Source organism: Brevibacterium sp. 91QC2O2, from assembly GCF_024580695.1.
GTDB lineage: Bacteria > Actinomycetota > Actinomycetes > Actinomycetales > Brevibacteriaceae > Brevibacterium > Brevibacterium moorei.
In genome coordinates, this window is sequence record NZ_JANIJY010000008.1 from 43725 (window position 1) to 68343 (window position 24619).

Genomic DNA, 24619 nt, shown 5'->3' on the forward strand with positions numbered 1-24619 from the left:
GAGTATCTGTGAAGGGGAGTCGGGGATGAACCACGAGGACGAGACCCGCCTGGGCGTGGGCATTGTTGGTGCGGGCCGGGTCGGAGTCGTCATGGGCGCGGCCCTGCGCGGGGCCGGGCACGCGGTGATCGGAGTATCCGCCGGGTCCCAGGCCAGCCGCGACCGAGCGGATGCGATGCTGCCCGAGGTGCCGCAGTTGGACGTGGAGACGATCGTCGAACGCGCCGAACTCGTGCTGTTCACGGTTCCCGACGATGAACTGCCCGGCCTGGTCGCGGGCCTGGCCAAACTGGGTCGCTTCAAGCCCGGACAGATCGTCATGCACTGCGCCGGCCGCTACGGCACCGAGGTGCTCGAACCGGCCCGCGCGGGCGGTGCGATCGTGCTGGCCCTGCATCCCTCACTGACGTTCACGGGCACCTCGATGGACCTGCCCCGGCTGCGGCAGGCGACCATCGCGGTCACCGGCGCCAAGACGGTGCTGCCGATCGGCCAAGCGCTGGTCGTGGAGATCGGGGCGGAGCCGATCGTGGTGGCCCAGGCCGACCGGGCGCTCTACCACGCGGCGATCACCCATGCGGCCAACCACACCTCGGTCGTCATCGCGCAGGCCCTGGACATCCTGGGTCAAGTCGGTGTCGAGGACCCCGCCAGGGTGCTGCACTCGCTGGTCGACGCTGCGGTCTCGAACACCCTGCAGACCGGTCCCAGGGCGTTGACCGGTCCGGTCAGCCGCGGGGATGTGGACACTGTGGCGGCCCACCTGCAGGCCCTGGACGAACTGGCGGTGACACAGGGGTCGACGACCATCGCCTCGACGTACCGGGCATTGGCGCGTGCGACGGTGGCCAGGGCGCTTTCCAACGGCACGATCGGCGACGAGACGGCGCTCAGGCTCACAGATTTGCTGGAGTGACCGGCTGGTAGCCTTATACCATGCCTGAGAACGACCAGCACGGCACGAATGTGCCCACGGACACCCCCGAACACCTGGACCCAGAACAGCTGCGCATCCGCAAGGAGAAGCGCCAGCGCCTGTTGGATTCCGGGCAGCAGGCCTATCCGGTCTCCGTCGGGCGCACGCATTCGCTGGCCCAGGTCCGCGCGGCCCACCCGGATCTGGAACCGGGGCAGGAGACGGACGACGTGGTGGGCGTGACGGGCCGTGTGGTCTTCGTGCGCAACACCGGCAAGCTGTGCTTCGTGACGCTGCAGGAGGGCGACGGCACCCGGCTGCAGGGCATGCTGTCCCTGGCCGAGGTCGGCAAGGCGCGGTTGGACGCTTGGAAGCAGGACGTGGATCTGGGCGATCATGTGTTCCTGCACGGCCGGGTCATCGCCTCCAAGCGCGGGGAACTGTCCGTGATGGCCGATGAGTGGGCGCTGGCCGCCAAGTCGCTGCGCCCCCTGCCCACCATGCACACGGAACTCAGTGAGGAGACGCGGGTGCGCCAGCGCTACGTCGACCTCATCACGCGTCCCGCTGCACGGGAGAATGTGCGGACGCGCGCCAAGGTGATGGAATCCCTGCGCCACACCTTCGCGGGACACGATTTCATGGAGATCGAAACCCCCATGCTGCAGGTGATTCCCTCGGGAGCCGCGGCTCGGCCCTTCTCCACGCATATGAATGCCTATGACATGGAACTGTTCCTGCGTATCGCGCCGGAACTGTATTTGAAGCGGGCAGTGGTGGGCGGTCTTGAACGCGTGTTCGAGATCAACCGCAATTTCCGCAATGAAGGCGCCGATTCCACGCATTCGCCGGAATTCGCAATGCTGGAGGCCTATCAGGCCTATGGCGATTACAAGTCGATCGGCGCCTTGACGAAGGAACTCATTCAAAACGCCGCAATGGACGCAACGGGTTCGCACAAGGTGACTCTGGCCGATGGCACGGAATACGACTTCGGCGGGGAATGGGCCGTTGTCAGCATGTACGATTCGCTGTCGGAGGAATCCGGTCACACCGTGACCCCGGAGACCACGGTTGACGAACTCGCAGCGATCGCCGCGGAACACAATGTGGATATGGGCGGGGTATTCCGTTCGCACGGCAAATACGTCGAGGAATTGTGGGAGCACTTCTACTCCGACCGGCTGTGGGCGCCCACCTTCGTCATCGACTTCCCCGTCGATACCTCGCCTCTGACACGCGAACACCGCTCCAAGCCCGGCGTGGTGGAGAAGTGGGACCTGTACGTGCGGGGCTTCGAGCTGGCCACGGGCTATTCGGAGCTGGTCGACCCGGTGATCCAGCGTGAGCGCTTCGTCTCCCAGGCCAAGGACGCGGCCCAGGGCGATGATGAGGCGATGCGTTTGGATGAGGATTTCCTCACCGCCATGGAATTCGGTATGCCGCCCACCGGCGGTATGGGTATGGGTATGGACCGCCTGCTCATGGCGATTACCGGCCTGGGAATCCGCGATACGATTCTTTTCCCGCTGGTCAAGCCGATCGAGAACTGATGTCATCTGATCACCGGATTTGTTTTAATCCGCTGCCGATCTGGGGTAGGGTATGGAATACATCAAGGTAATTCTTCCTTCGCTCTGTGTGGGGTTGGTCTTCTGGTACGTTCTGCGCAGCGTCATCAAGGCCGACAGTATTGAGCGCAAGGAAATGGAGAAGTACTACGATCAGATGGATGCAGGCGCCGGTGCACAGGATGTGCCGGCTGAAGCCTCCGGACAACCAGACGTAGCAGACAAAGCAAAGGACGGTGCCCATGGCACGCGAAATGAAGCTGGTCCTGACCGATGATATGGACGGCAGCAAGGCGGCGGAAACTGTAAGCTTCTCGGTGGACCAGGGCGATTATGAAATCGAACTGTCCTCGGAGAATGCGGATAAGCTGCGCGAGGTCCTGGCCCCGTACATTGCAGCCGGCCGCCGCGTGACGCGTCAGCGCCAGTCCGCCGGTCGCGCCCGCAACAGTGGCGTGACGACCTACAAGACCGGTCCTGACACCAAGCTGGTGCGCAAGTGGGCCAAGGAGAACGGCTACGACGTGTCCGACCGCGGCCGTATCGAGGCCTCGATCCTGGACGCCTACAAGGCCGCTCACTGAGGTAGTCCCTCGTAGAACGCCAAAGCGATCCCGGCATTCCACAGCTCAGAAGAGCTGTGGAATGCCGGGATCGCTTTGTTCTTCGGGAGGGGAGGGGCAGCGCGGGTCAGACGGAGAGGAAGCGGTAGCGCAGGCCGGCGGTGATCAACTGCAGTTGATTGTTCACATTGAACTTCGCCATCATGCGCTTGGTGTAGGTCTTCACCGTTTCCAACCCCACGCATTTCCTCTGCGATCTGCCGATAGTTCTGGCCCCGGTAGAGCAAGGTGAGCACCTGGCGCTCCTGATCCGACAGCGGCGGAATCCCGATGGGGGCCTGCGGGAGGAAGTCCATGCTGACCATCAGCGAACGGCCCAGGGAGTGGAAGTCAGTGGGCTGGCCGCCGCGGGCCAGGGTTTTGACGGCGGCGACGATGGATTCGGGGTCCATGTCCTTGTCCAGCGTGGCCCGGGCGCCCGCGTCGATCGCGCGTGCCAGGCCCGGGCCCGGGGTAATGGTGGTCAGCAGCATGACATTGGCCCAGGGGTCGGCGGCCATGATCGCAGCGGTGGCGTCGATGCCGTTGAGCGTGTCCAGGCCGAAGTCCACGTCCATCAGCACCACGCTGGGGTGGTGCCGCTTGTACGTGTCGATGCCGTCCTGCGCGGTCCGACAGGGTTCCAGGACGGTGATTTCAGGATCCGCGGCCAGGATATTGGATACGCCACGGCGCACCCAGCCGTCGTTGTCGACGACCATGGCGGTAATGGGCTGCCCGGGCCCCACGATCCGGCCTGGTTTCGCAGTCACTTGCAGTACTTCTGGCGTGAAGCTGGTAGCGGATGGGTTGATAAGGCGAGGATGATGGAAATGATCATGCGCATGTATCCATCTGAGCACGAATCGGCTTGCCGCTTGTCCCTTGATCGGGGGACATTTCATTGTCATTCCTCGGCACGGGCAGATCGATTCTGACTCGAAACAGGCCACCGGGTTCTACCCACGCGGAACAGACACCATTCCAAGCGGTGGCCCGCTGGGCCAGGGTATAGGGCTGTGCGGCCTCGCTCTGTGTGGTGGTGGGATTACTGGCCTCCAGGCGAAGCACGTGCCGCCCGGCCGAATCGTTGAGTCCGACGCTGATCAGACAGCGTTCATGGTCAGCCGCGTGCTTGACGGTGTTCGTTGCGAGTTCGTGGACCATGAAGATCACTGCCTGGGCGAACGGGGTGCTGCAGTATTCGGGAATCGTGCCGGTGGAGATCTGTACGGAGAATCCTGCAGTACGGGTTACCGATGCAATGGACGCCAGCGCAGTGTGAACCTCTGCCCGCAGCTGAGCCGGTTGGTCCTGGACCGTGTCGCCTTCTTTGAGTGTGGCCAGCATCTGCGAGAGTTGCTGGCGGCCCCTGGCTGTGATCATGGACAGCTCAGTCAGTAGCCGAGGATCAACGGCTTTCGTGTCCCCACCGGCCAGTTCGCGAATCATCGCGGCCTGGGCGGACAGGACGTGTGAGAAGGTGTCATGGGTGTCGATGGCGATCCCGATTTTCATGTCGGCGATCTGCTGCGCATGAGCGGCAGCTTCCTCGCGATTGATTCGGATCAGTTCCGCTATTCGCTTGTCCATGTACCAGGCGACCCAGCCTGCTACGACGAATAGCAGCGCCATAGCAATCGAGTATATGTCGATGCGGCCCTCGAACTCCGGGTTTCCCAGCGCTGACGCAAACTGGTAAAGAGCCAGAGTCACCGCAGTGGCAATCGCCGTCCACACCCAGCGACCGCGGCTGGCGAAAACCACTACTGCCAGGGACAGAGGCATGTCGTAGCTGCAGAGGAAATCGGGATAGACAGCGACACTGATGATGTAGCCCAGGGTGCTGAAAATCACTGTCGCAGTCGGACAGAACGCAGCCAACACCATAAAGAGCGGAAGAGCCGACCTCAGAACGACATAGAGAAGATCGTCGGACTCGGCTCCTCTGTCGGGCAGGGCAAAGAAAATACTCTCACTGAAGATGGCCATCCGAATGGGGAAGTCGACAGTGCGCGGGCCCCGGAGGAACCGCCAGACCTTCTGTGCGATGGTGCGAACGTGGGGATTGAGCAGGACCTGCTTGGGGTGTCTCACGGATAGATTTTGGCACGTACCTGCAGCGGCTCCAAATGTCCCCCGATCGGGGGACACGGGAGCAGCTTGCATCTAGAAGACTGGCGCTGAGGTCTGTTAGACCCCAGTAGATACTTGAGCGAAAGTAGTTGAAGTGAATCCGTTGGAACCTGGTGGTTCGGGCATCTTAATCGCATTGTTGACACTTGCAATCACGGTCCTCGCTGTGTGTGCATTCATATCGATCGCGCGTTCAAGAAGAAGTTCTATTCTAATTCGTTCTGCCTGGGTGTGTGCGGTGGTGTTTGTTCCAATCGCCGGCCCTGTTGGTTGGTTTATCTGGACTGGACTCTACAAGTCCAGAGTCGGTTTCGAATAGGCGACCATACGGTGTCGCACGCAAGAGCAAGAGAGACAGGGAATGTAAAGAGTGAATAAGCAGACGATAGTAGGCCTGTGTGTGACCGGAGTCGGAATCGTTGGCGTCGTGGCCGCGTGCGTTTACCTCGTGGCGTTGGGGTATCAGGCTGATGCCTCACTTGAAGGCGGAGGCGCCTCACAGGGATGGTGGGAGTTGGGCCTGGCCCTGCTGGCCGTCGTGATCGGCCAAGTGCTGGCGATTTGGGGTGGTCTGAAAGGCAATCAGGCGAAACGGGTGCGGCCCCGACATGGATGACTTTTCTGCGAAAGCAGCTCGGTAGTGGTAATGCTCAGAGGCCTGTCGTTTACGATCGCAGGGGTTCTTGCCCTGACCTTCTTCCCGGTGGACGGCGCCGCTGATGTCAGCCAGCCTGGTGGATATCCGGTGTTCCACGTCGTGGGCTGCCTCGTGCCGGGCCTCCTGGGATCAGGAGTCTCATGTGCTTTGCGAAAGGGTGCTGGAATCATGGGTCTGGCCCTGGGCAGTGTGACAGTACTTGCAGCCAGCTTCCTCATCGGATTCTTGCTCGAGCCGTCGGAAGAAGCCGGTTCGGTCTGGGCCGGATATTCGACCTTCGGCTCGTTGGGTGTCCCCCTGGCCGCCATCGGGGTGGTGCTGTACTCCGTGTTCTGGTTATTGGCGGATGCCAGACAGCCGCGTGTGTGATGGCCGTGAGCGCTGCAGCGGTCCCGCATGAGGTCGAACTGAAACGCAAACCCACATGGGAATGGCCGCTGCTGTGCTGCGTCGCGGCTCGTGCAGGGCTCTCACACCCCTGCATTTCGCCCCTGGCTGAATCGCCTTCGGCCCAGGGCGAAATGGCAATAAAACCCGGGGTCACCTGGTTTAGAGTCGTAGAAATCAACGGACTCTCAACTGACTCGAGGAGGGCTCATGTTTGAGCGGTTTACAGATCGTGCCCGTCGCGTCGTGGTCTTGGCGCAGGAAGAAGCCAAGCTTCTGAAGCACAACTACATCGGCACGGAGCACATCCTGCTGGGCCTCATCCACGAGGGCGAGGGAATCGCGGCCAAGGCCCTGGACGGTATGGGTATCACCCTGGACAAGGTCCGCGAACAGGTCGTCGACATCATCGGCGAGGGGCAGCAGGCCCCCACCGGCCACATCCCCTTCACCCCGCGCGCCAAGAAGGTGCTGGAGCTGAGCCTGCGCGAAGCGCTGCAGCTGGGCCACACCTACATCGGCACCGAACACATCCTGCTGGGCCTGATCCGCGAGGGCGAGGGCGTGGCAGCACAGGTCCTGGTCAAGCTCGACGCGGACCTGGGCCAGGTGCGCCAGGAAGTCATCAAGCTGATCTCCGGCTACCAGGGCAAGGAACCCGTGGCCGCCGGCGGTCGCGAAGAGGGCACGCCCTCGGGCTCGCTGGTGCTCGACCAGTTCGGCCGCAACCTCACCGCCGCCGCGCGCGAGGGCAAGCTGGACCCGGTCGTGGGCCGCAAGGAACAGATGCTGCGCGTGATGCAGATCCTGTCGCGGCGCACCAAGAACAACCCCGTGCTGATCGGCGAACCCGGCGTCGGCAAGACCGCAGTGGTCGAGGGCCTGGCACAGGCGATCGTCGCAGGCGACGTCCCGGAGACGCTCAAGGACAAACAGCTCTACACGCTGGACCTGGGCTCCCTGGTGGCCGGCTCCCGCTACCGCGGTGACTTCGAGGAACGCCTGAAGAAGGTGCTCAAGGAGATCCGCACCCGCGGGGACATCATCCTGTTCATCGACGAGATCCACACCCTGGTGGGCGCGGGCGCGGCCGAGGGCGCGATCGACGCGGCCTCGATCCTGAAGCCCATGCTGGCCCGTGGCGAACTGCAGACGATCGGCGCGACGACGCTGGACGAGTACCGCAAGAACATCGAGAAGGACGCGGCCCTGGAACGCCGCTTCCAGCCGATCCAGGTACCCGAACCCACGCTGGCCGATGCGATCCAGATCCTCAAGGGCCTGCGCGACAAGTACGAGGCGCACCACAAGGTCACCATCACCGATGGCGCCCTGGCAGCGGCCGTGAACATGTCCGATCGCTACATCAACGACCGGTTCCTCCCCGACAAGGCGATCGACCTGATCGACGAGGCCGGCGCCAAGCTGCGCATCCAGCGCCTGTCCGAGCCGCCGGAACTCAAGGCCATGGACGAGAAGATCGCCGATGCGCGCCACCGCAAGGAGGCCGCGATCGACGCCCAGGACTTCGAGAAGGCAGCCGAGGGCCGCGATGCGGAGAAGCAGCTGACGGAGGAGCGCGAGAAGCTGGAGCGCGATTGGCGCAACGGCGTCCAGGGCTCCGCCGTGGTCGACGAGGAACTCATCGCGGAAGTCCTGGCATCTGCCACGGGCATCCCGGTGTTCCAGCTGACGGAAGAGGAATCCGCGCGCCTGCTGCGCATGGAGGACGAACTGCACAAGCGCGTCATCGGGCAGAACGAGGCGATCAAGTCGATCTCGCGGGCCATCCGCCGCACGCGCGCCGGCCTGAAGGACCCGAACCGCCCATCCGGTTCGTTCATCTTCGCCGGCCCCACGGGCGTCGGCAAGACCGAGCTGGCCAAGGCGCTGGCGGAGTTCCTGTTCGGCGATGAGGATTCGCTCATCAGCCTGGACATGAGCGAGTTCTCCGAGAAACACACGGTCTCGCGTCTATTCGGTTCGCCCCCCGGCTACGTGGGCTACGAAGAGGGCGGCCAGCTGACCGAAAAGGTCCGCCGCAAGCCCTTCAGCGTGGTCCTGTTCGACGAGGTGGAGAAGGCCCACGCGGACATCTTCAACTCGCTGCTGCAGATCCTCGAAGACGGACGTCTGACGGATTCGCAGGGCCGCGAGGTCGACTTCAAGAACACGATCATCATCATGACGACGAACCTGGGCACCCGCGACATCAACCGCGGCACACCCCTGGGCTTCCAGTCCGGTGAGAACGTGGACACGAACTACGACCGGATGAAGCAGAAGGTCAACGAAGAGCTCAAGCAGCACTTCCGTCCCGAGTTCCTCAACCGCGTGGACGACACCATCGTCTTCCCGCAGCTGCAGAAGCCGGAGATCCTGCAGATCGTCTCGCTGTTCCTGGACCGCGTGAACAAGCGCCTGGCCGATCAGTCCATGTCGATCGTCGTCTCCGACGCCGCCAAGGAACTGCTGGCCGACCGTGGTTACGACCCCGTGCTGGGCGCCCGGCCGCTGCGCCGGACCATCCAGCAGGAGATCGAGGACCAGCTTTCCGAGCGGATCCTGTTCAATGAGATCCACTCCGGTCAGACGGTGTCCGTCGACGTCGAGGGCGAGGGCCGCGACGCGAAGTTCACCTTCGAGGCGAAGGACAATGAGCGGGTTCCGGTGGCCGTGGGTGCGGACGCTCCCGCGGACGAGGAGCCGACCGCCGAACTCGGTTCCGCCGAGGTCACCGGCGAGTAAGCGCCCAGGTGCCGGTCCGCGCGGGCCGGCACCGTCCTCGCACCGTACGAAAGGGGCCGGGCAACCAAGAAGTTGGTTGCCCGGCCCCTTTCGTGTCGCCTCGGCGGCGGTGTGGCCGCTGCGGCCGGAACGACCGCTGCGGTGCCGGCAGCGGCCGTCCCAGTGGCGGTTTGCTCAGTATTGGTTGGGGCCCGAGGCCGGGGGCACGTTGTTGTTCGGCCACTGGGCGTTTCCGGACCCGAACACCGGCGGGCCCGAAGGGAACTGCGGAGCTGCCGGGGTCGAGCCCGGAGCGGAGCCTGCGGGCTGGGAGCCGGTCGCAGGATACACGGGAGGCGCAGACGGCGCCGCGTTCGGCTGCGGGGCAGAGCCGGCCGCCGGTGCAGAACCCTGAACCGGCGCCGAACCGGCCGCCGGTGCCGAGGGCGCTTGGGGTGCGGGCGCCGAGCCCTGCGCATTCGGGGCCGAGGGGTAGGCCGGTGCCGAGGGATAGGCCTGGCCCGCCGAGGGGTAGGGCATCCCAGCCGAGGGGTAGTTCTGTGCTGCGGGGTAGCCCTGCGGCAGCTGCCCCTGAGACGGTGCGCCCGGCATCTGCTGTGGGGAGGGGTAGGCGTAGCCGGGCTGCGAGGCGCCGGCGCCCGGGGCCATCACGCCGTAGCGGCGGAAGATCTCCTGCTGCTTGCGCGTATTGACCTCCCTGATGATGCCGTTGATGAGGAAGGCGTCGATGATCAGCCAGATCCACACGGGGATCCAGAAGATCAGGCCGATGCCGACGAACCAGATCAGAATCCAGCCGATGGCGTAGAGGATCGTCATGGTGACGGCGCTGCCCGTGCGGCCCAGATAATAGCGGTGGGCGCCCAGCGAACCGAGGAAGAGCCAGAGCAGCCATGCGGGGAGGGGGGTCTTCTTCTCATTGTCGTAGGCCATCTGTGCGGCCACGAGTTGGGTCTGATCATTCATCGGCGGTCTGCGATTCTGTTTGCGGATTCTGTGTTTGGCGATGTTGTCGATAACAGGTTTCCCTCAGCCTAACGCAAGCCCCATCACACTCGGATGCAACGACCGGGCGCGGTTTCGGCGGTGGAAGAATGAACCCATGCCAGCAGATACGCGCAATACCGACCCGAAGAACACCCCGGCCACAGCAGCCCGGGCGACCATCACCGGGATCGAACCGGCTCTGGTGACCCTGAGCCACACCATCCACGCCGATCCGGAACCGGGTTCGCAGGAGTTCCACGCTCTGGCCCACCTGGCCGAATTCGCCCGGGGTATTCCCGGCACGCAGGTGACAACCGGCGTCGGCGGGCTGGAGACTGCGCTACTTGCCACCGCCGGTACCGGGGGCTTCGGGATCACCATCTGCGCGGAATACGATGCGCTGCCCGGAGTGGGCCACGCCTGCGGGCACAACATCATCGCCGCAGCGGCCGCCGGCGCCTTCGCGGCCCTGGCCCCGCTGGCGGACGAACTGCACGCCACCGTCCGCCTGCTGGGCACCCCGGCCGAGGAGACCACCGGCGGCAAGATCGACCTATTGGACGCCGGTGCCTTCGCCGGGACCTCGGTCGCCATGATGATCCACCCCGCCGACCACGATTCCACCGGCATGCGGCCCTACGCCTGCGCCGGCTACACGGTGCGCTTCCACGGCCGCGCCGCCCACGCCTCGATGGCCCCGCAGAAGGGTGTCAACGCGCTGGACGCGCTGACGGTGGCGCTCACCGCGATCGGCCTGAACCGTCAGCAGCTGGCGGCCGACCAGCAGATCCACTATGCGGTGCACTCGGGCGGGAGCGCCTCGAACGTCATCCCCGCGCTGGCGGAAGCCGAGTTCATGGTCCGCGGCGGTACGCAGGATTCCCTGGCCGCCGTCGACGAGGTCCTGCAGCGCTGCCTGCGCGCCGGCGCCCTGGCCGCCGGCGCCACCGTGGAGATCGAGGAGATCGGCAAACCGTATCTGGACATCGTGCCGGATCCACAACTCGAGGCGGTCTTCGCCGGGCATTCGGCCGAACTGGGGCGCCCGTTGCCGGGGCCCTCGCCGCTGGCGGGGTCGACCGATATGGGCAATGTGTCCCACCGGTTCAGGGCGATCCACCCGATGCTGGGCCTGGGGGAGGGTTGTCCTCCCATGCACAGTCCGGAGTTCGCGCGCTTCGCGGTGTCCGAGGCCGGCGACCGTGCCGTGCGCGATGGGGCCCTGTGTATGGCCCTGACCGGGATCGATGCGGCTCTGGGCGCAACCTCGGGTGTATAGTCTTCCACTGTTACTAAAAGTTATGCATCAGTGGATGCGGCAGCGAAGGAACTATGACCAACCAGGCCCTAGTAGCCACACCCCGGCCCCCGGAATTCAGCCATAAGAAGGCGATGAAGGCCGGAATCGCCTCGTTCGTCGGAACCTCGATCGAGTGGTACGACTTCTACGTCTACGCGACCGCCGCCGCGCTGGTGTTCCCACAGCTGTTCTTCCCCGAACAGAACGCCTTCGTGGGAGTCCTGGCGTCCTTCGCCACCTATGCGGTCGGCTACTTCGTCCGGCCCCTGGGCGGGATCGTGTTCGGCCACATCGGCGACCGGATCGGGCGGCAGAAGTCCCTGGTGCTCACCCTGCTCATCATGGGCGTGTCCACGATGCTGGTGGGCTGCCTGCCCGTCTACGAGACCCTGGGCGCCGGTGCTCCCATCCTGTTGGTGCTGCTGCGGGTCGTGCAGGGCCTGGCGGTGGGTGGCGAATGGGGTGGCGCCGTGCTGCTGGCCGTGGAGAACGCGCCGGAGAAGTACAAGGGCTTCTACGGTGCCTTCCCCCAGGTGGGCAATGCGATGGGCGCCCTGCTGTCATCGGGCATCTTCGCCCTGCTGACCATGCACGGCTCGGAATTCCTGGAATCCGGCGGCTGGCGCATCCCCTTCCTGGTGTCGGCCGTGCTGATCGCCGTGGGCTACTGGGTCCGCCGCACGGTCGAGGAGACGCCGGTGTTCAAGCAGGAGCTGGCGGCCCGCGCGGCCTCGGGCGACAAGCCGAAACTGCCCCTGGTCCAGGCGATCAAGGAGAACTGGCCTGCCATGCTGTTGGCCGTGGGCCTGACGCCGATCTCCGGTGCCGGGTACTACGTCATCACAACGTTCGCCACCAGCTACGCCACCGGTGAGCTGTCCGATATCCATATGGACGCCAATCTGTTCCTGCGCGTGCTGTCAGTGGCGTCCTTCTGCGAATTGATCTCCACCCTGATCATCGGTTGGTTCGCCGACAAGATCGGGCGCAAGCGCACCATGGCCGTATCGCTCTTCGTGTTCTGCGCCCTGTCCATTCCCATGTTCCTCACCCTGTCCACCGGCCCGATCTGGCTGATCTTCCTGCTCTTCGCCCTGACCCGCGTGGCCGTCAACGGCTCCTGGGCGCCCATCTCGGCGATCATGTCGCAGATGTTCAAACCGGGATCGCGCCAGACCAGCCTGTCGTTCTCCTACAGCGTGGCCGCGGCCATCTGGTCGGGCCTGACCCCACTGCTGGCCACCGGCCTGTACGGGGCGACACACTCGATCTGGTCCGTCATCATCATGCTCGTGGCCATGTCCCTGCTCAGCCTGGTCTGTCTGGCCCTGGCCCCGCAGCGCACGGACGACGAGGTCTTCGCCTGAACCACCACGGTGCCCAAACGACCACCGCCGACGAATGGAAGAATGAACGCATGACGGCCGACACCGACTCCGCTGACCACTTCGCCCCGCGCCCGCTGCCCGGCGGCCTGTACATCCGCCGCGCCCGCGTGGCCGATGTCGCAGCGATCCGCGCGCTGGTCGCCCCGCTGGTGGACCAGCGGATCCTGGTGGAGAAGGACCACGTCAACTACTTCGAGGCCCTGCCGGAATTCCAACTGGTCGTCGACCTGCACGCGGACGGGACGGAGACCCTGGTCGCCTGTGCCGCCCTGCACGTGCTGTGGACCGACCTGGCCGAGGTCCGCACGGTCGCGACGAACCCGGACTACCGCCGCCGTGGGGTGGGCCGGGCGCTCATCACCCAGATGTTGGCCGACGCCCGCGCGATCGGCGTGTCCCGGGTGTTCTGCCTGACATTCGAGACCAGCTTCTTCGCAGGCCTGGGTTTCGAGGCGATCGAGGGCACCCCCGTATCGCCCGATGTCTACGGCGAACTGCTGCGCTCGCACGATGAGGGCACCGCCGAGTTCCTGGACCTGGCTCGGGTCAAACCGAATACCCTGGGCAATACGAGGATGATCGTCCACTTGGAGTGACTCCGGACGGGCTCAGGACGGGCCTCGGCCGGGCTCCGGAGCGAAGGGAGCGAACCGCCGCATGTCAGAACAACCGCAGGTCATCGAGGTCCGTGGGGCCCGGGTCCACAACCTGGCCGACATCGACGTCGACATCCCCCTGGGGAAGCTGGTGGCGGTGGCCGGGGTCTCCGGGTCCGGCAAGTCCTCCTTGGCCGTGGGCGTGGTCTATGCCGAGGGCTCGCGGCGCTATCTCGAGGCGTTGTCAACCTATACGCGCCGCCGCCTGACCCAGGCCTCGCGCCCGGCCGTTGACAGTGTCAGACACGTGCCGGCGGCCCTGGCCCTGCGCCAGCGCCCCGGCCAGGCCGGCATCCGCTCGACCTTCGGCACCTCCACCGAACTGCTCAACGCGCTGCGCCTGCTGTTCTCCCGCATCGGCTCCCAAACCTGCCCGAACGGCCACCATGTGGCACCGACTTCGAACGTGGCCCGCGAACACGAGATCGTCTGCCCGGTGTGCGACGCGCGCTTCTTCGGCCTGGGCGCCGAGGCCCTGGCCTTCAACTCCGCCGGCGCCTGCCCCGGGTGCTCGGGTACCGGGACCGTGCGCCTGGTCGACGACACGACTCTGGTCCCCGATGAGTCCCTGTCGATCGAGGCCGGTGCAGTGCTTCCCTGGCAGCTGTTCGGGCTGCGCGTCATGGGGCAGGTCGCCCAGGCCCTGGGCGTGCGCACCGACGTGCCCTTCTCCCGGCTGAGTGATCGGGAACGGGACCTGGTGTTCGCCGGCGAGGCCGTGTCCAGGGAGGTGACCGTGCCGTCGAAGAGCGGCAAGGTCTTCCAGTTCAACGCCGTCTACCACAATGCCCACGACACCGTCGTCGAAGCCCTGCACAAGGCCAAGACCGATAAGGGCCTGAACCGCATCAACCGCTTCCTCTCCGTCCAGACCTGCCCCGACTGCCACAGCACCCGGCTCAACGAGCGGGTCCGCGCCATTGACGTCGACGGGTACGACCTGGCCCAGGTCAGCGCCTGGCCGCTGGCCCGCACGGCCGCCTGGATCCGGGACCTGCCCCAGCGGCTGTTCGGGGGTAGTGACGCAGACACCGCGTCCACCGCGCCACGGCCCGCGGCCGAAGAGCTGCCCGGACTGCGCGCCATGGCAGCCGGGATCGGCGGACAGTTCCTCGACACCGCCGGAATGCTCATGGACCTGGGGCTGGGCTACCTGGGCCTCGACCGCGCCCAGTCCACCCTGTCCACCGGCGAGCGGCAGCGCGCGGAACTGGCGCGGGCCGTGCGCAATGAGACCACCGGGGTGCTCTATGTGCTCGACGAGCCCTCGATCGGCATGCACCCATCGAACATTCGAGGCCTGCTCGAGGTGATCCGCCGGCTGCTGGCCGACGGGAACTCCGTGATCGTCGTCGACCACGATGTGCAGGTGCTGCGCGAGGCGGACTGGCTGCTGGAGATCGGCCCCGGCTCCGGCTCCGAGGGCGGCCGGGTCGTAGCCCAGGGTCCGTTGGATCAGATGCTGTGCGAGGAGCGGTCCCGGATCGCACCATTCATCAGGGCCGAGGCGCCGGAGCGGGTGCGCGCGTACGTGCCCACTGGGGAGGTGTTCGCCCACGGGAGCCTGAGCCTGGGCACCGCACCGCTGCACACCGTGCACGCCCTGGATGTGGAGGTGCCGATCGGCAGGCTGACCGCGGTGACCGGGGTGTCCGGTTCTGGCAAGACCACCCTGGTGCTCGAATCCCTGGTTCCGGCCCTGCGGGCGGCCGGTGGTGATTTGCCGGAGCACGTCACGCACATCGACCCCGCGGGCATCAAACGGGTCAATGTGGTCGACGCCAGCCCGATCGGGGTGAACGTGCGCTCGACGGTGGCGACATATTCCGGGGTGATGGACGAGCTGCGGCGCGCCTATGCGAAGACCCCGGCTGCCAAAGCGGCCGGGTTGAAAGCGGGGGCCTTCTCCTACAACACCGGCGAGTTGCGCTGTAGCGAGTGCGACGGCACCGGGCAGACGAGCCTGGACGTGCAGTTCCTGCCGGACATCGACATGGAGTGCGCCGTGTGCCATGGCTCCCGCTACGGCGCGCGGGCCGACGGGGTGCGCCTGGAGTTAGCAGCCGGAGATGGAGGTGCCAGCGCCGAGCCCGGCGCGACGCTCACCCTGCCGCAGGTCCTGGGCCTGAGCGTGCGCGAGGCCGCCGCCGCGCTGTGCGGTACCCCGGGGTTGAAGAAGGCCGCCAGGGTGTTGGAGACCCTGGTCGAACTTGGCCTGGGCTATCTGACCCTGGGCGAGGCGACCACCGCTCTGTCCGGCGGCGAGGCACAAAGGCTGAAGCTGGCCGGCGAGGTGGGCCGGGACCAGTCCGATGCGCTGTTCGTCTTCGACGAACCCTCGATCGGCCTGCACCCCTTGGACGTGCAGACCCTGCTGCGGGTGCTGCAGCGGTTGATCGACGGCGGGGCCACCGTCGTGGTGATCGAGCACGATCTGGACGTCATCGCCAATGCCGACCACCTGATCGATATGGGGCCAGGCGGTGGTGCCGACGGCGGCCGGATCGTGGCCACCGGTACCCCGGAGCAGCTGGCCGCCGGTGCGAAGTCCACGGATGCTGCCGGGGAGAGCGTGACCGCGAAGTACCTCTCCGCATGAAAGTAGTTGCCAGGTTGGAAAGTGAATGCTCTAATGGAAAGCATTAGATCGCAGACACGCAACGAGGCAAAGGAGCCCAGCCATGCAACGCGAACCAGAATCAAATGCCGGAGTGGGGCGTGGCCGCCCGGAGGCCGCGAACTCGGGAGCCGCAGATGATCGGGCCCTGTCCGCACAGCAGGCCGGAGAACTGCTGGACCGGGTGGGGGATGCCGAACGGAACACGCCCACCCCGGTCCCCGCAGCGCTGATCTCCCTGGGAATCATGTGCGCAGCCGCATCCCTGTACCTGCTGGCCCGCTACTTCGACATCTCCGAGGTGTCGCAGCCGGGCTCGCTGTCGCTGGAAACCACGCTGCTCATCTTCCTCCTCGCCTGGATCGCAGTCGCCATCGTGATCCTGTTCCTGTTCCGGGAGCGCTGGCGCCGCGGGATGGGCCTGCGCTGGTCGATCTACATCGGATGCTGGGCAGTGCTGTGGATCCTGGGGCTCGTGGTGGTTCCGCAGGCCGCACTCCTGTGGATCGCACCGCTGTTTCTGCCGCTGCTGGTCATCGCGGTGGCCACGGAGGCCGGATACTCGCGTCGGCCCCGCATAGACGGAACCCGTGGAACCGCATCCCGAGGAGGCGCCTGATGCCCGTGCGGAATCAGGGGGAGGCTGAGGGACCGCAGCGGACCCACCCGCGTTTCGCCCTGGAACCCGCTCTGGCCAATCCCGTGCGATTCTCCCTGGTGGCGGCGCTGGCCGCGGTGGAACGCAGTTCCTTCGCGGACCTCAAGGACGATCTGCACATCAGCGATTCCGCACTGTCCAAGCAGATCTCGGAACTGGAGAAGGATGGGTTTGTGCGGGTGTCCAAGGGGTTCGTGGGCAAGCGGCCGCGCACCACGGTGTCCCTGAGCCCGGAGGGCCTTAAGCGCTGGCGGGCCCATCTGGACGTCCTGCGGACCATCGCCGGCACCGGCTGATATGGGACCGCAGCCGGGCAGTTCGGACCGGACCGAGCGGAAGGCGCGAAAACGGCCTCGGGCCACATGGGCCACCCGAAATAACGGGTGATCCACGTGGCCCGAGGCCGTTCCTGCGCTCATCGGCGACTATTGCAGCGCCGACCAAGCGGTCAGGCGTCCAGCAGCTCCGTATTGCGCACTGCGCCCTTGTCGGCCGAGGTCGCCAACAGTGCATAGGCCTTCAGTGCCCGGCTGACCTGGCGGTCGCGGTTCTTCGGCTTGAAACCGCCATTGGCCTTGAGCTCCTCGCGACGGCGGTCCAGCTCTGCGTCATCGACCATCAGCTCCAGCTTGCGCGAAGGGATGTCGATGAGGATCTGGTCCCCGTCCTCGATCAGCGCGATATCGCCACCGGCCGCGGCCTCGGGCGACATATGGCCGATCGACAGGCCCGAGGTGCCGCCGGAGAAACGGCCGTCGGTGATCAGTGCGCACTTCTTGCCCAGCTTGCGTCCCTTGAGGAACGAGGTCGGGTGCAGCATCTCCTGCATACCCGGGCCGCCCTTGGGGCCCTCGTAGCGGATGACGACGACGTCGCCCTCCTTGACGGTCTTGTCCAGGATCTTCTGGACCGCCTCCTCCTGGGATTCGCAGACCACGGCCGGGCCCTCGAAGTGCCAGATGGATTCGTCCACGCCCGCGGTCTTGACCACAGCGCCGTTGGGAGCCAGGTTGCCGCGCAGCACGCCCAGCCCGCCATCCTTGGTGTAGGCATGCGGGAAGGCGCGGATGCAGCCGTTCTGGTCGTCCAGATCCAGTTCTGTCCACTCATTGGACTGGCTGAAGGCCTTGGAGGACCGCACGCCGCCGGGGGCGGCATGCCACAGCTGCCAGGCCTCGTCGGTGGCCTTGCCACCGCGCACATCCCAGTCGTCCAGCCACTGGTTCAGGCTGGGGGAGTGGACCGAGTGGACGTCCTGGTGCAACAGGCCCGCGCGGTTGAGCTCGCCCAGCAGTGCGGGGATGCCGCCTGCCCGGTGGACGTCCTCGACGTAGAAGGTCTTGCCGTTGATGGTGTTCGGTGCGACCTTGGCCAGGCACGGGACGTTGCGCGAACGCTCGTCGATGTCCTCGAGGTCGTAGTCGACGCCGCCTTCCTGGGCCGCGGCCAGCAGGTGCAGGATCGTGTTGGTCGATCCGCCCATCGCGATGTCCAGGGCCATGGCGTTGTCGAAGGCGTTCTGCGTGGCGATATTGCGCGGCAGCACGGATTCGTCGCCCTCGTCGTAGTACCGGTGGCACAGATCCACGACCGTCTGGCCGGCCTTTTCATACAGGGCGCGGCGGGCGGTGTGCGTGGCCAGGGTCGAGCCGTTGCCGGGCAGTGACAGGCCGATGGCCTCGGTCAGGCAGTTCATCGAGTTGGCGGTGAACATGCCCGAGCAGGATCCGCAGGTGGGGCAGGCGTTCTGCTCGATGAGGTTCATATCCTCATCGGAGACATCGTCGTTGGCCGCCTCGCTGATCGCGTCGATCAGGTCCAGCGTCTTGATCGACCCGTCGGTCAACGTGGTCCGGCCGGCCTCCATCGGCCCACCGGAGACGAAGACGACGGGGATGTTCAGGCGCATGGCGGCCATGAACATGCCCGGGGTGATCTTGTCGCAGTTCGAGATGCACACGATGGCGTCAGCGCGGTGCGCCTCCACCATGTATTCGACGGCGTCGGCGATGAGCTCACGGCTGGGCAGCGAGTAGAGCATGCCGTTGTGGCCCATCGCGATGCCATCGTCGACGGCGATGGTGTTGAATTCGCGCGGAATGCCGCCGGCTTCCTTGATGGCGTCGCTGACGATGCGCCCCACCGGCTGCAGGTGGGTGTGGCCCGGGACGAATTCGGTGAAGCTGTTGGCAACCGCGATGATCGGTTTGCCGAAGTCCTTCGAATCGACCCCTGCGGCGCGCAGCAGCGCCCTTGCACCGGCCATATTGCGACCGTGCGTGACTGTTCTGGATCGAAGTATTGTCATGCCCCGATTGTCTCACTCATATCGCGATTGTCCCAGTATCAGGGCAGTGTGATCCCACTTTCTGAGACCCGGGCGAGGCCGTCGGAGACCAGATCGGCAATTAGGCCCGAGGTTCGTTCCTCATTTCCCAGTTCCCGCACCCGCATGATCGCCTTCTGCACGGCGGCGTCGAAGGACTCCATGGCGGTGGGATCGAAGCGGAGCACCGGAGCGGTGAACAGATCGACGGGGACCGGCGCCGGCCCGGCCTGGCGCAGCACGGCCATGATCGCCCCGCGCAGTTGCCGGTCAGTGCCGGCCCAGGCCTGTGTCTTGGGCTTGTGCGCCGCAGGCGCCGCGGGCCTCCCCGCGCGCAGCCAGGTGCAGTCGGCGGCCAGCGGGCAGGCAGCACAGTCCGGATTGTGCGAGGTGCACACCAGCGCGCCGAGCTCCATCAGTCCCGCGTTCCACGCGACATGGGCCGGCGGCCCTGGCACGTCTTCCCCGCGTGGCACCAGCTCCAGGGCCCAGGCCTGCTCCCGCTTCGACAGGGCCGCCTTGGGGTGCTCGAGGGCGCGGAAGGCCCTGGCCAGCACCCTGCGGATGTTGACGTCGAGCACTGCGACCCGCCGCCCATAGGCGAAGGAAGTGACCGCCGCAGCCGTGTAGGTGCCGATGCCGGGCAGGGCCAGGAGTTCGTCGACGTCACCGGGTACCTCGGACCCGGGCAGGGCCGCGACGGCGGCGGCGCACTCCTGTAGGCGCAGGGCCCGGCGGGGGTAGCCCAGGGTGTCCCACATCTTGAGCACCTCGGCGGTGGGGGCCGCGGCCAGGTCGGCTGGTTCGGGCCAACGGGCCATCCATGCCTCCCAGCGGGGCGCCACCCGCGACATGGGAGTCTGCTGGCTCATCACCTCGGACACCAGCACACCCCATGCGGTGGTGCCGGGGCGTCGCCATGGCAGGTCGCGGGCGTGCGCGGCGAACCACGAGGTGATCGCCCCGTGTGCACGTTTCAGGACAGGAGAGGGGACATGGGGAAGTTCGGTGCCGAGTTGGGTGTTGGTGGAGCGTGTCATCGTCTGCTCACCCCCTAAGCCGGATAGGCTGAAGGGGATATGTCTCCTTCCACGAATGGTCCAGGGGGTGCGCGGCCCGGTACGCGCCCTGCACAAGGTCAGTCACATCTCACGGGGCACAGGCGACTGCCCGCGGCAGTCTACCGCAGGCGCAGGATCGCCCTGGTCGTGCTCACCCTGCTGGTGGTCGTCCTGTTCATCGTGGGCATCAGCCTGCTGGTCGGCGGCCTGAAGAAGGGCAAGGCCTCCGCGCAGGACGATCCGGCCCAGCAGGCCGCGGCGGCTCAGGAGACGGAGGCGTCCACGCCGACGCCCACTGCTCCGGTTCCCGTCGGCGACGAGGCCAGCGGCATGTGCGATGAGGGCGCGGTGCAGATGTCGGCTAAGACGGACAAGAAGTCGTATAAGCCCGATGGCATGGTGAAGATGGCCCTGACGGTGAAGAACGCCAGCGGGGAATCCTGCAATATCGCCGTGGGCGTCAAGCAGCAGGACTTCCAGATCAAGCAGGGCGATAAGACAGTGTGGAGTTCGCGCTTCTGCCAGACGGGCACCGTCGACGACCAGACCGCGACCTTCGCGGCCGGTGCGTCTAAGGACGCCAAGCTGGAGTGGCATATGGAATCGGTTGATGACAAGTGCAATCGGGTCGCCGACGAGGTTCCCGCCGGCGACTACCAGTTGGTTGTGAAACTGGGCGACAAGTCGACCGCGCCGGCCGGTTTCAAGGTCGAAGCGTCGAAGTCCACCGAGAAGGCCAAAGAGTCCTAGGCACGGCGGAATCCTGGGCACGGGGGAGTCCTGGGCCAGGGCGGCCGGCCCTATGGCATCACCACTTGCAGGGCCTCCCCCAGATCCTCGCATTCCCTGATGCGCATTCCCGCGGGCGCCTTTACATTCTCCAGACTGCCCCTGGCCACCACCGCATTGGTGATGCCCAGGCGAGCCGCCTCCGAGAGCCTGCGGCCCACATCGGGGACCCGGCGGATCTCCCCGGACAGGCTGATTTCACCAATGGCCACCAGCCTGCTGTAGACCGGCCGGTTCGCCATCGCCGAAGCCAGGGCCAGGCACACCGCCAGGTCTGTGGCCGGTTCCGTGACCTTTGCCCCACCCACAGTGGAGACGAACACGTCCTGTTTGGTCGAGTTCTCCAGGGTCTTCGAGAGCACGGCCAGGTTCATCGCCACCCTGGAACCGTCCACCCCGGAAACGGTACGGCGCGGGGAACCGCCTGCGGCCTCGGCCACCAGGGCCTGGACCTCGACCACCAGGGGGCGGCGGCCCTCCTGGGTGACGGCCAGGCAGGTGCCGGGTGCGGCCTTGCCCGAACGGCTGAGGAACAGGCCGGAGGGATCCTCCAGGCTTTCGATGCCGCCCTCGGTCATATCGAAACAGCCCACCTCGTCCGTGGGGCCGAAGCGGTTCTTCAAAGCGCGCAGCAGGCGCAGCCGGGAATGTCGGTCGCCTTCGAAGGAACAGACCACGTCCACCAGGTGCTCCAACAGGCGGGGGCCGGCGACGTTGCCGTCCTTGGTGATGTGGCCGACCAGCACCGTGGGAATGGCATGTGTCTTGGCGGTGCGGATGACGGCCGCCGCCACTTCCCGTACCTGGGTCACACCGCCGGGCACGCCTTCGACCTCTGCTGATGCGAGGGTCTGCACGGAGTCCACCACCAGCAGATCGGGGGCTTCGGACTCCACCATGCCCAGCACGGTGCCCAAGTCCGTTTCCGCGGCCAACAGCAGATTGTCCTCCAGCGCATTGATCCGCCCGGCCCGTAGCCGCACCTGCCCTGCCGATTCCTCGCCGGTGACGTATAGAACCTTGGACTTCGCCCGCGCCGCCCTGGCCGCCACGTCCAGCAGCAGGGTGGACTTGCCCACGCCAGGTTCCCCGGCCAGCAGCACCACGGCCCCTGGCACGAAGCCGCCGCCGAGCACCCGGTCGAGTTCGCCCACTCCGGTGGGCCAGGCGGTGGCGGTCTGCGGATCGATGTCGCTGATTCGTTGCGCCTGCCTGCCGGGGACGGGTTTGGCCACCTTCGTGCGCACCGCGGCAGAGGTGGAGTTCCCCTCCTCCAGCGTGCCCCACTGGTGGCACTGCGGGCAGCGGCCCAGCCATTTGGGGGACTGGTAGCCGCAGTCCGTGCACTGATAGACCGAAGACGATTTAGCCATGCCCCCAGCATCGCACGAGCCGCTGACACGCCTCCCCACCCCGCCTCCCCAGAGTTCCACTACTTAACGAAATGTTGAAAACACTGTGCGGGAACGCTCCCATTCACCAATTCGTCAAGTAGTGGAACTTAAGAGAGAAGGGGCGGGCAGGAAGTAAACTGGGCGCCATGAGTAAGAACCGCTGGCGCGCCATCGTCGCGAACAACCCGGAGCACTCGCAGAGCTACGCCGATCGGTGGAAGGAACTGGAGCGCACCGGTCACGACATCGACGGCGAGGGCCGGTTGATCGATGCGATCTCCCAGCGCGGCTCGACCATCCTGGACGCCGGTTGCGGCACCGGCCGTGCCAGCCGCAGTCTGCTGGCGGCCGGGCATTCCGTGGTGGGCGTCGACCTGGATCCCGTGCTGGTGGCCGCCGCACAGGACGACTACCCCGCAGGCGAATGGCTGGTGGGCGATCTGGAGAAGCTCGAGGTCGAGCCGGGCGGTCCGCTGGACCGCCGCTTCGACGTGGTGTTCTCCGCCGGCAATGTGATGGCCTTCCTGGACCCCGCGCGCCGGGCCTCGGCGATCGCCTCGCTGGCGTTGCGCCTGGCCGACGACGGCAAACTGGTGGTGGGCTTCGGTGCCGGCCGCGGCTACGAGTTCGAGGACTTCTTCGCCGACCTGTCCGCCGCCGGCCTGGGCATCCAACAGCGCTTCTCCACCTGGCAGCTGGACCCCTTCGGCCCGGACTCGGACTTCCTGGTCTGCATCGCCCGCCCGGGCCGGGCCGGCGGGGACGCAGCCCGGGGCCCGGACGAGGACGACGAAGGCGCCCGCCCCGTCGGAATCGATGCGGGCGGGCGCTACTCGCTGCTGTAGGGCCCCGGCTCAGATACCCGCGGACTTCAGCTGGTCGGCGATGTATTCGGCCTGCCGGATCGCCAGGGCAACGATCGTCAGCGTCGGATTCGCCGCCGCCGAGGTGGTGAACACGGATCCGTCGGAGATGAACAGATTCGGCACATCGTGGGCCCTGCCCCACTTGTCGACCACCCCGTCCTCGGGCCGCTCACTCATCCGGGCAGTGCCCAGATTGTGGGTCGAAGGATATGGCGGGGTCCGGTGCGAACTCTTCGCCCCCACGGCGGAATACAGCGCCTGAGCGTGCTGATAACCGTATTCGCGCATCGCCAGATCATTCGTGTGATCGTCGAAGTGGACATTGGGCACGGGTAGTCCGAAGGCGTCCTGGACCGATCCGTTGAGGGTCACGGCATTGGACTCCTGCGGCATGTCCTCGCCCACGATCCACATACCCGCGGTGTTCTTGTAGGCGTCGATGATGTCGGTGAAGGCCTTGCCCCACAGACCCGGCTCCACGAAGGACGCCAGGAACGCCGGTCCCAGGGAGATCGTCTCCATGTAGAAGCCGCCTGCGAATCCGCGCGAGGGATCGTGGACGGACTCGTCGGCGATCAGGCCCGCCATCGTCTCGCCCCGGTACATGCTCACCGGCTTGTCGAACTGGGCATAGACGGATCCCGTCAGGTGCCGCATGTAGTTCCGGCCCACCTGGCCCGAGGAGTTCGCCAGGCCGTTGGGGAACTGCGCAGTGGCGCTCATCAGCAGCAGGCGCGGGGTCTCGATCGAGTTGCCCGCCAGACACACGAGCTTGGCGGCCTGCCTGTGCATATTGCCCTCGGAGTCCAGATAGACCACGGCATCGGCGCGGCCGGAGGAGTCGTGGGTGATCTGGATGGCCTGGGATTCCGGACGCAGGTCCAGCAGTCCGGTCTCCTGGGCGCGGGGGATCTCCCTGACCATCGTCGACCACTTGGACTTGTTCTTATCGCCCTGGAAGTTGAAGCCGTCCTGGATCGAGGCGGGCCGTCCATCATAGGGTTCGGCGTTCGTGGCGTAGGGGCCGGTCGCATAGTGCTTGTAGCCGAGCTGTTCGGCGCCCCCTGCCAGCACCTTGTAGTTGTTGTTCGCCGGCAACGGTGGACGGCCGTGCCGGTGGGTTGAGCCCATCGCCTTCTCCGCCCGGTCGTAATAGGGCTCCAGGTCGGCCAGGCTGATCGGCCAGTCGAGCAGATTGGCCCCGTCGAGGTGTCCGTAGACGCTGCGGGTCTTGAACTCGTGGGCCTTGAACCGCGGTGTTGCGCCCGACCAGTGGGTGGTGGTCCCGCCCACGGCCTTGACGATCCAGGCGGGCAGGTTCGGGAAGTCTTGGGCGACACGCCAGCTGCCCGAGGTGGTGCGCGGGTCCAGCCAGGCCATCTGGTTGAATGCCTCCCACTCGAGGTTCAGGTAGTCCTCATTGCGCAGATAGGGCCCGGCCTCGAGCACCACCACCGGCAGGCCCTTGGCCGTCAGCTCATAGGCCAGGGTGCCTCCGCCGGCACCCGAGCCGATGATGACGATGGCCTCTTCGTTCTGATCGATGTTCGCCATCGGAG

The 24619-nt window shown here is 66.0% G+C and carries 22 protein-coding genes; 15 read left to right on the forward strand and 7 right to left on the reverse strand.

The annotated features are described in order from the left end of the window. Window positions 1–25 precede the first annotated feature (25 nt). From NQ036_RS07970 to NQ036_RS07985, 4 genes are read left to right on the forward strand one after another with little or no spacing between them, the layout of a single operon-like run. The gene (locus NQ036_RS07970; protein ID WP_257048184.1) at window positions 26–916 is read left to right on the forward strand and encodes a Rossmann-like and DUF2520 domain-containing protein; all 891 of its coding nucleotides are present in this window, start codon (window positions 26–28) and stop codon (window positions 914–916) included. Between the two features lie 20 nt (window positions 917–936). Continuing rightward, the gene (gene lysS, locus NQ036_RS07975) at window positions 937–2469 is read left to right on the forward strand and encodes a lysine--tRNA ligase (protein ID WP_257058191.1); all 1533 of its coding nucleotides are present in this window, start codon (window positions 937–939) and stop codon (window positions 2467–2469) included. Between the two features lie 52 nt (window positions 2470–2521). Next, a complete protein-coding gene (locus tag NQ036_RS07980) occupies window positions 2522–2764 on the forward strand; it encodes a hypothetical protein (RefSeq protein ID WP_257058193.1) in 243 nt (80 codons plus the stop codon). Further along, window positions 2730–3071 (forward strand): Lsr2 family protein, encoded by a 342-nt coding sequence (locus tag NQ036_RS07985; protein WP_257048187.1) that lies wholly within the window; start codon window positions 2730–2732, stop codon window positions 3069–3071. Before NQ036_RS07980 ends, NQ036_RS07985 begins: the two co-directional genes overlap by 35 nt. Here the strand turns inward: NQ036_RS07985 and NQ036_RS07990 are convergent. Further along, complete coding sequence (locus NQ036_RS07990) at window positions 3065–3811, reverse strand: response regulator transcription factor (protein WP_257058195.1); 747 nt, start codon at window positions 3809–3811, stop codon at window positions 3065–3067. The genes NQ036_RS07985 and NQ036_RS07990 overlap by 7 nt on opposite strands. A gap of 115 nt (window positions 3812–3926) precedes the next feature. Beyond that, entirely contained in the window at window positions 3927–5186 is a 1260-nt protein-coding gene (locus NQ036_RS07995; protein ID WP_257058197.1) for a sensor histidine kinase, read from the reverse strand. A 205-nt stretch (window positions 5187–5391) separates the two neighbouring features. Between NQ036_RS07995 and NQ036_RS15805 the strand changes: the two genes are divergently transcribed. The 3 genes from NQ036_RS15805 to NQ036_RS08005 all read left to right on the forward strand — a co-directional run bounded on the left by NQ036_RS15805 (window position 5392) and on the right by NQ036_RS08005 (window position 9018). Next, a complete protein-coding gene (locus NQ036_RS15805) occupies window positions 5392–5544 on the forward strand; it encodes a PLDc N-terminal domain-containing protein (protein WP_373566583.1) in 153 nt (50 codons plus the stop codon). A gap of 507 nt (window positions 5545–6051) precedes the next feature. Continuing rightward, window positions 6052–6252, forward strand: a complete 201-nt coding sequence (locus NQ036_RS08000; protein WP_257058200.1) for a hypothetical protein — start codon at window positions 6052–6054, stop codon at window positions 6250–6252. Window positions 6253–6480: 228 nt separating this feature from the next. Then, window positions 6481–9018, forward strand: a complete 2538-nt coding sequence (locus NQ036_RS08005; RefSeq protein WP_257048194.1) for an ATP-dependent Clp protease ATP-binding subunit — start codon at window positions 6481–6483, stop codon at window positions 9016–9018. A gap of 174 nt (window positions 9019–9192) precedes the next feature. Here the strand turns inward: NQ036_RS08005 and NQ036_RS15660 are convergent, their stop codons facing one another. Next, on the reverse strand, window positions 9193–9984 hold the full coding sequence (locus tag NQ036_RS15660; protein ID WP_306439980.1) for a TM2 domain-containing protein: 792 nt from the start codon (window positions 9982–9984) through the stop codon (window positions 9193–9195). A gap of 136 nt (window positions 9985–10120) precedes the next feature. Here NQ036_RS15660 and NQ036_RS08020 point away from each other — a divergent pair, with 136 nt between their 5' ends. The 6 genes from NQ036_RS08020 (at window position 10121) to NQ036_RS08045 (ending at window position 16920) form a co-directional block, all read left to right on the forward strand. Beyond that, the gene (locus NQ036_RS08020; RefSeq protein ID WP_257058204.1) at window positions 10121–11284 is read left to right on the forward strand and encodes an amidohydrolase; all 1164 of its coding nucleotides are present in this window, start codon (window positions 10121–10123) and stop codon (window positions 11282–11284) included. 53 nt (window positions 11285–11337) lie between these two features. Next, window positions 11338–12672, forward strand: coding sequence for an MFS transporter (locus NQ036_RS08025; RefSeq protein ID WP_257058207.1), 1335 nt, complete (start codon window positions 11338–11340; stop codon window positions 12670–12672). Between the two features lie 50 nt (window positions 12673–12722). Then, complete coding sequence (locus tag NQ036_RS08030; protein WP_257048199.1) at window positions 12723–13289, forward strand: amino-acid N-acetyltransferase; 567 nt, start codon at window positions 12723–12725, stop codon at window positions 13287–13289. A 61-nt stretch (window positions 13290–13350) separates the two neighbouring features. Then, window positions 13351–15948, forward strand: coding sequence for an excinuclease ABC subunit UvrA (locus NQ036_RS08035; protein ID WP_257058208.1), 2598 nt, complete (start codon window positions 13351–13353; stop codon window positions 15946–15948). An 82-nt stretch (window positions 15949–16030) separates the two neighbouring features. Continuing rightward, the gene (locus NQ036_RS08040) at window positions 16031–16585 is read left to right on the forward strand and encodes a hypothetical protein (RefSeq protein WP_257048201.1); all 555 of its coding nucleotides are present in this window, start codon (window positions 16031–16033) and stop codon (window positions 16583–16585) included. Further along, a complete protein-coding gene (locus NQ036_RS08045; RefSeq protein ID WP_257048202.1) occupies window positions 16585–16920 on the forward strand; it encodes a transcriptional regulator in 336 nt (111 codons plus the stop codon). The genes NQ036_RS08040 and NQ036_RS08045 overlap by 1 nt, the downstream gene beginning before the upstream one ends. A 152-nt stretch (window positions 16921–17072) precedes the next feature. Here the strand turns inward: NQ036_RS08045 and ilvD are convergent, their stop codons facing one another. Beyond that, window positions 17073–18932 carry a dihydroxy-acid dehydratase gene (gene ilvD, locus NQ036_RS08050; protein WP_257048203.1) on the reverse strand — a complete coding sequence of 620 codons (1860 nt, stop codon included), beginning with the start codon at window positions 18930–18932 and terminating at the stop codon, window positions 17073–17075. Window positions 18933–18970: 38 nt separating this feature from the next. Then, window positions 18971–19990, reverse strand: a complete 1020-nt coding sequence (locus tag NQ036_RS08055; RefSeq protein ID WP_257048204.1) for an A/G-specific adenine glycosylase — start codon at window positions 19988–19990, stop codon at window positions 18971–18973. A gap of 39 nt (window positions 19991–20029) precedes the next feature. Between NQ036_RS08055 and NQ036_RS08060 the strand changes: the two genes are divergently transcribed. Then, window positions 20030–20761, forward strand: coding sequence for a hypothetical protein (locus NQ036_RS08060; protein WP_257058209.1), 732 nt, complete (start codon window positions 20030–20032; stop codon window positions 20759–20761). Between the two features lie 50 nt (window positions 20762–20811). Here NQ036_RS08060 and radA read toward each other — a convergent pair whose 3' ends face one another. Further along, a complete protein-coding gene (gene radA, locus NQ036_RS08065; protein WP_257048206.1) occupies window positions 20812–22173 on the reverse strand; it encodes a DNA repair protein RadA in 1362 nt (453 codons plus the stop codon). Window positions 22174–22340: 167 nt separating this feature from the next. Here radA and NQ036_RS08070 point away from each other — a divergent pair, with 167 nt between their 5' ends. After that, window positions 22341–23039: a bifunctional 2-polyprenyl-6-hydroxyphenol methylase/3-demethylubiquinol 3-O-methyltransferase UbiG gene (locus NQ036_RS08070; protein WP_257058210.1), complete on the forward strand. Its 699-nt coding sequence runs from the start codon at window positions 22341–22343 to the stop codon at window positions 23037–23039. Between the two features lie 9 nt (window positions 23040–23048). Here the strand turns inward: NQ036_RS08070 and NQ036_RS08075 are convergent, their stop codons facing one another. Next, window positions 23049–24614, reverse strand: a complete 1566-nt coding sequence (locus NQ036_RS08075; protein ID WP_257058211.1) for a GMC family oxidoreductase — start codon at window positions 24612–24614, stop codon at window positions 23049–23051. Window positions 24615–24619 lie beyond the last annotated feature (5 nt).

Bases quoted from the DNA above. Each gene is read 5' to 3' on its own strand.
- NQ036_RS07970 (WP_257048184.1), top strand. From the start codon at position 26: ATGAACCACGAGGACGAGACCCGCCTGGGCGTGGGCATTGTTGGTGCG.
- lysS (WP_257058191.1), top strand. From the start codon at position 937: ATGCCTGAGAACGACCAGCACGGCACGAATGTGCCCACGGACACCCCC.
- NQ036_RS07980 (WP_257058193.1), top strand. From the start codon at position 2,522: ATGGAATACATCAAGGTAATTCTTCCTTCGCTCTGTGTGGGGTTGGTC.
- NQ036_RS07985 (WP_257048187.1), top strand. From the start codon at position 2,730: ATGGCACGCGAAATGAAGCTGGTCCTGACCGATGATATGGACGGCAGC.
- NQ036_RS07990 (WP_257058195.1), bottom strand. From the start codon at position 3,811: ATGGTCGTCGACAACGACGGCTGGGTGCGCCGTGGCGTATCCAATATC.
- NQ036_RS08000 (WP_257058200.1), top strand. From the start codon at position 6,052: ATGGGTCTGGCCCTGGGCAGTGTGACAGTACTTGCAGCCAGCTTCCTC.
- NQ036_RS08005 (WP_257048194.1), top strand. From the start codon at position 6,481: ATGTTTGAGCGGTTTACAGATCGTGCCCGTCGCGTCGTGGTCTTGGCG.
- NQ036_RS15660 (WP_306439980.1), bottom strand. From the start codon at position 9,984: ATGAATGATCAGACCCAACTCGTGGCCGCACAGATGGCCTACGACAAT.
- NQ036_RS08020 (WP_257058204.1), top strand. From the start codon at position 10,121: ATGCCAGCAGATACGCGCAATACCGACCCGAAGAACACCCCGGCCACA.
- NQ036_RS08025 (WP_257058207.1), top strand. From the start codon at position 11,338: ATGACCAACCAGGCCCTAGTAGCCACACCCCGGCCCCCGGAATTCAGC.
- NQ036_RS08030 (WP_257048199.1), top strand. From the start codon at position 12,723: ATGACGGCCGACACCGACTCCGCTGACCACTTCGCCCCGCGCCCGCTG.
- NQ036_RS08035 (WP_257058208.1), top strand. From the start codon at position 13,351: ATGTCAGAACAACCGCAGGTCATCGAGGTCCGTGGGGCCCGGGTCCAC.
- NQ036_RS08040 (WP_257048201.1), top strand. From the start codon at position 16,031: ATGCAACGCGAACCAGAATCAAATGCCGGAGTGGGGCGTGGCCGCCCG.
- NQ036_RS08045 (WP_257048202.1), top strand. From the start codon at position 16,585: ATGCCCGTGCGGAATCAGGGGGAGGCTGAGGGACCGCAGCGGACCCAC.
- ilvD (WP_257048203.1), bottom strand. From the start codon at position 18,932: ATGACAATACTTCGATCCAGAACAGTCACGCACGGTCGCAATATGGCC.
- NQ036_RS08055 (WP_257048204.1), bottom strand. From the start codon at position 19,990: ATGACACGCTCCACCAACACCCAACTCGGCACCGAACTTCCCCATGTC.
- NQ036_RS08060 (WP_257058209.1), top strand. From the start codon at position 20,030: ATGTCTCCTTCCACGAATGGTCCAGGGGGTGCGCGGCCCGGTACGCGC.
- radA (WP_257048206.1), bottom strand. From the start codon at position 22,173: ATGGCTAAATCGTCTTCGGTCTATCAGTGCACGGACTGCGGCTACCAG.
- NQ036_RS08070 (WP_257058210.1), top strand. From the start codon at position 22,341: ATGAGTAAGAACCGCTGGCGCGCCATCGTCGCGAACAACCCGGAGCAC.
- NQ036_RS08075 (WP_257058211.1), bottom strand. From the start codon at position 24,614: ATGGCGAACATCGATCAGAACGAAGAGGCCATCGTCATCATCGGCTCG.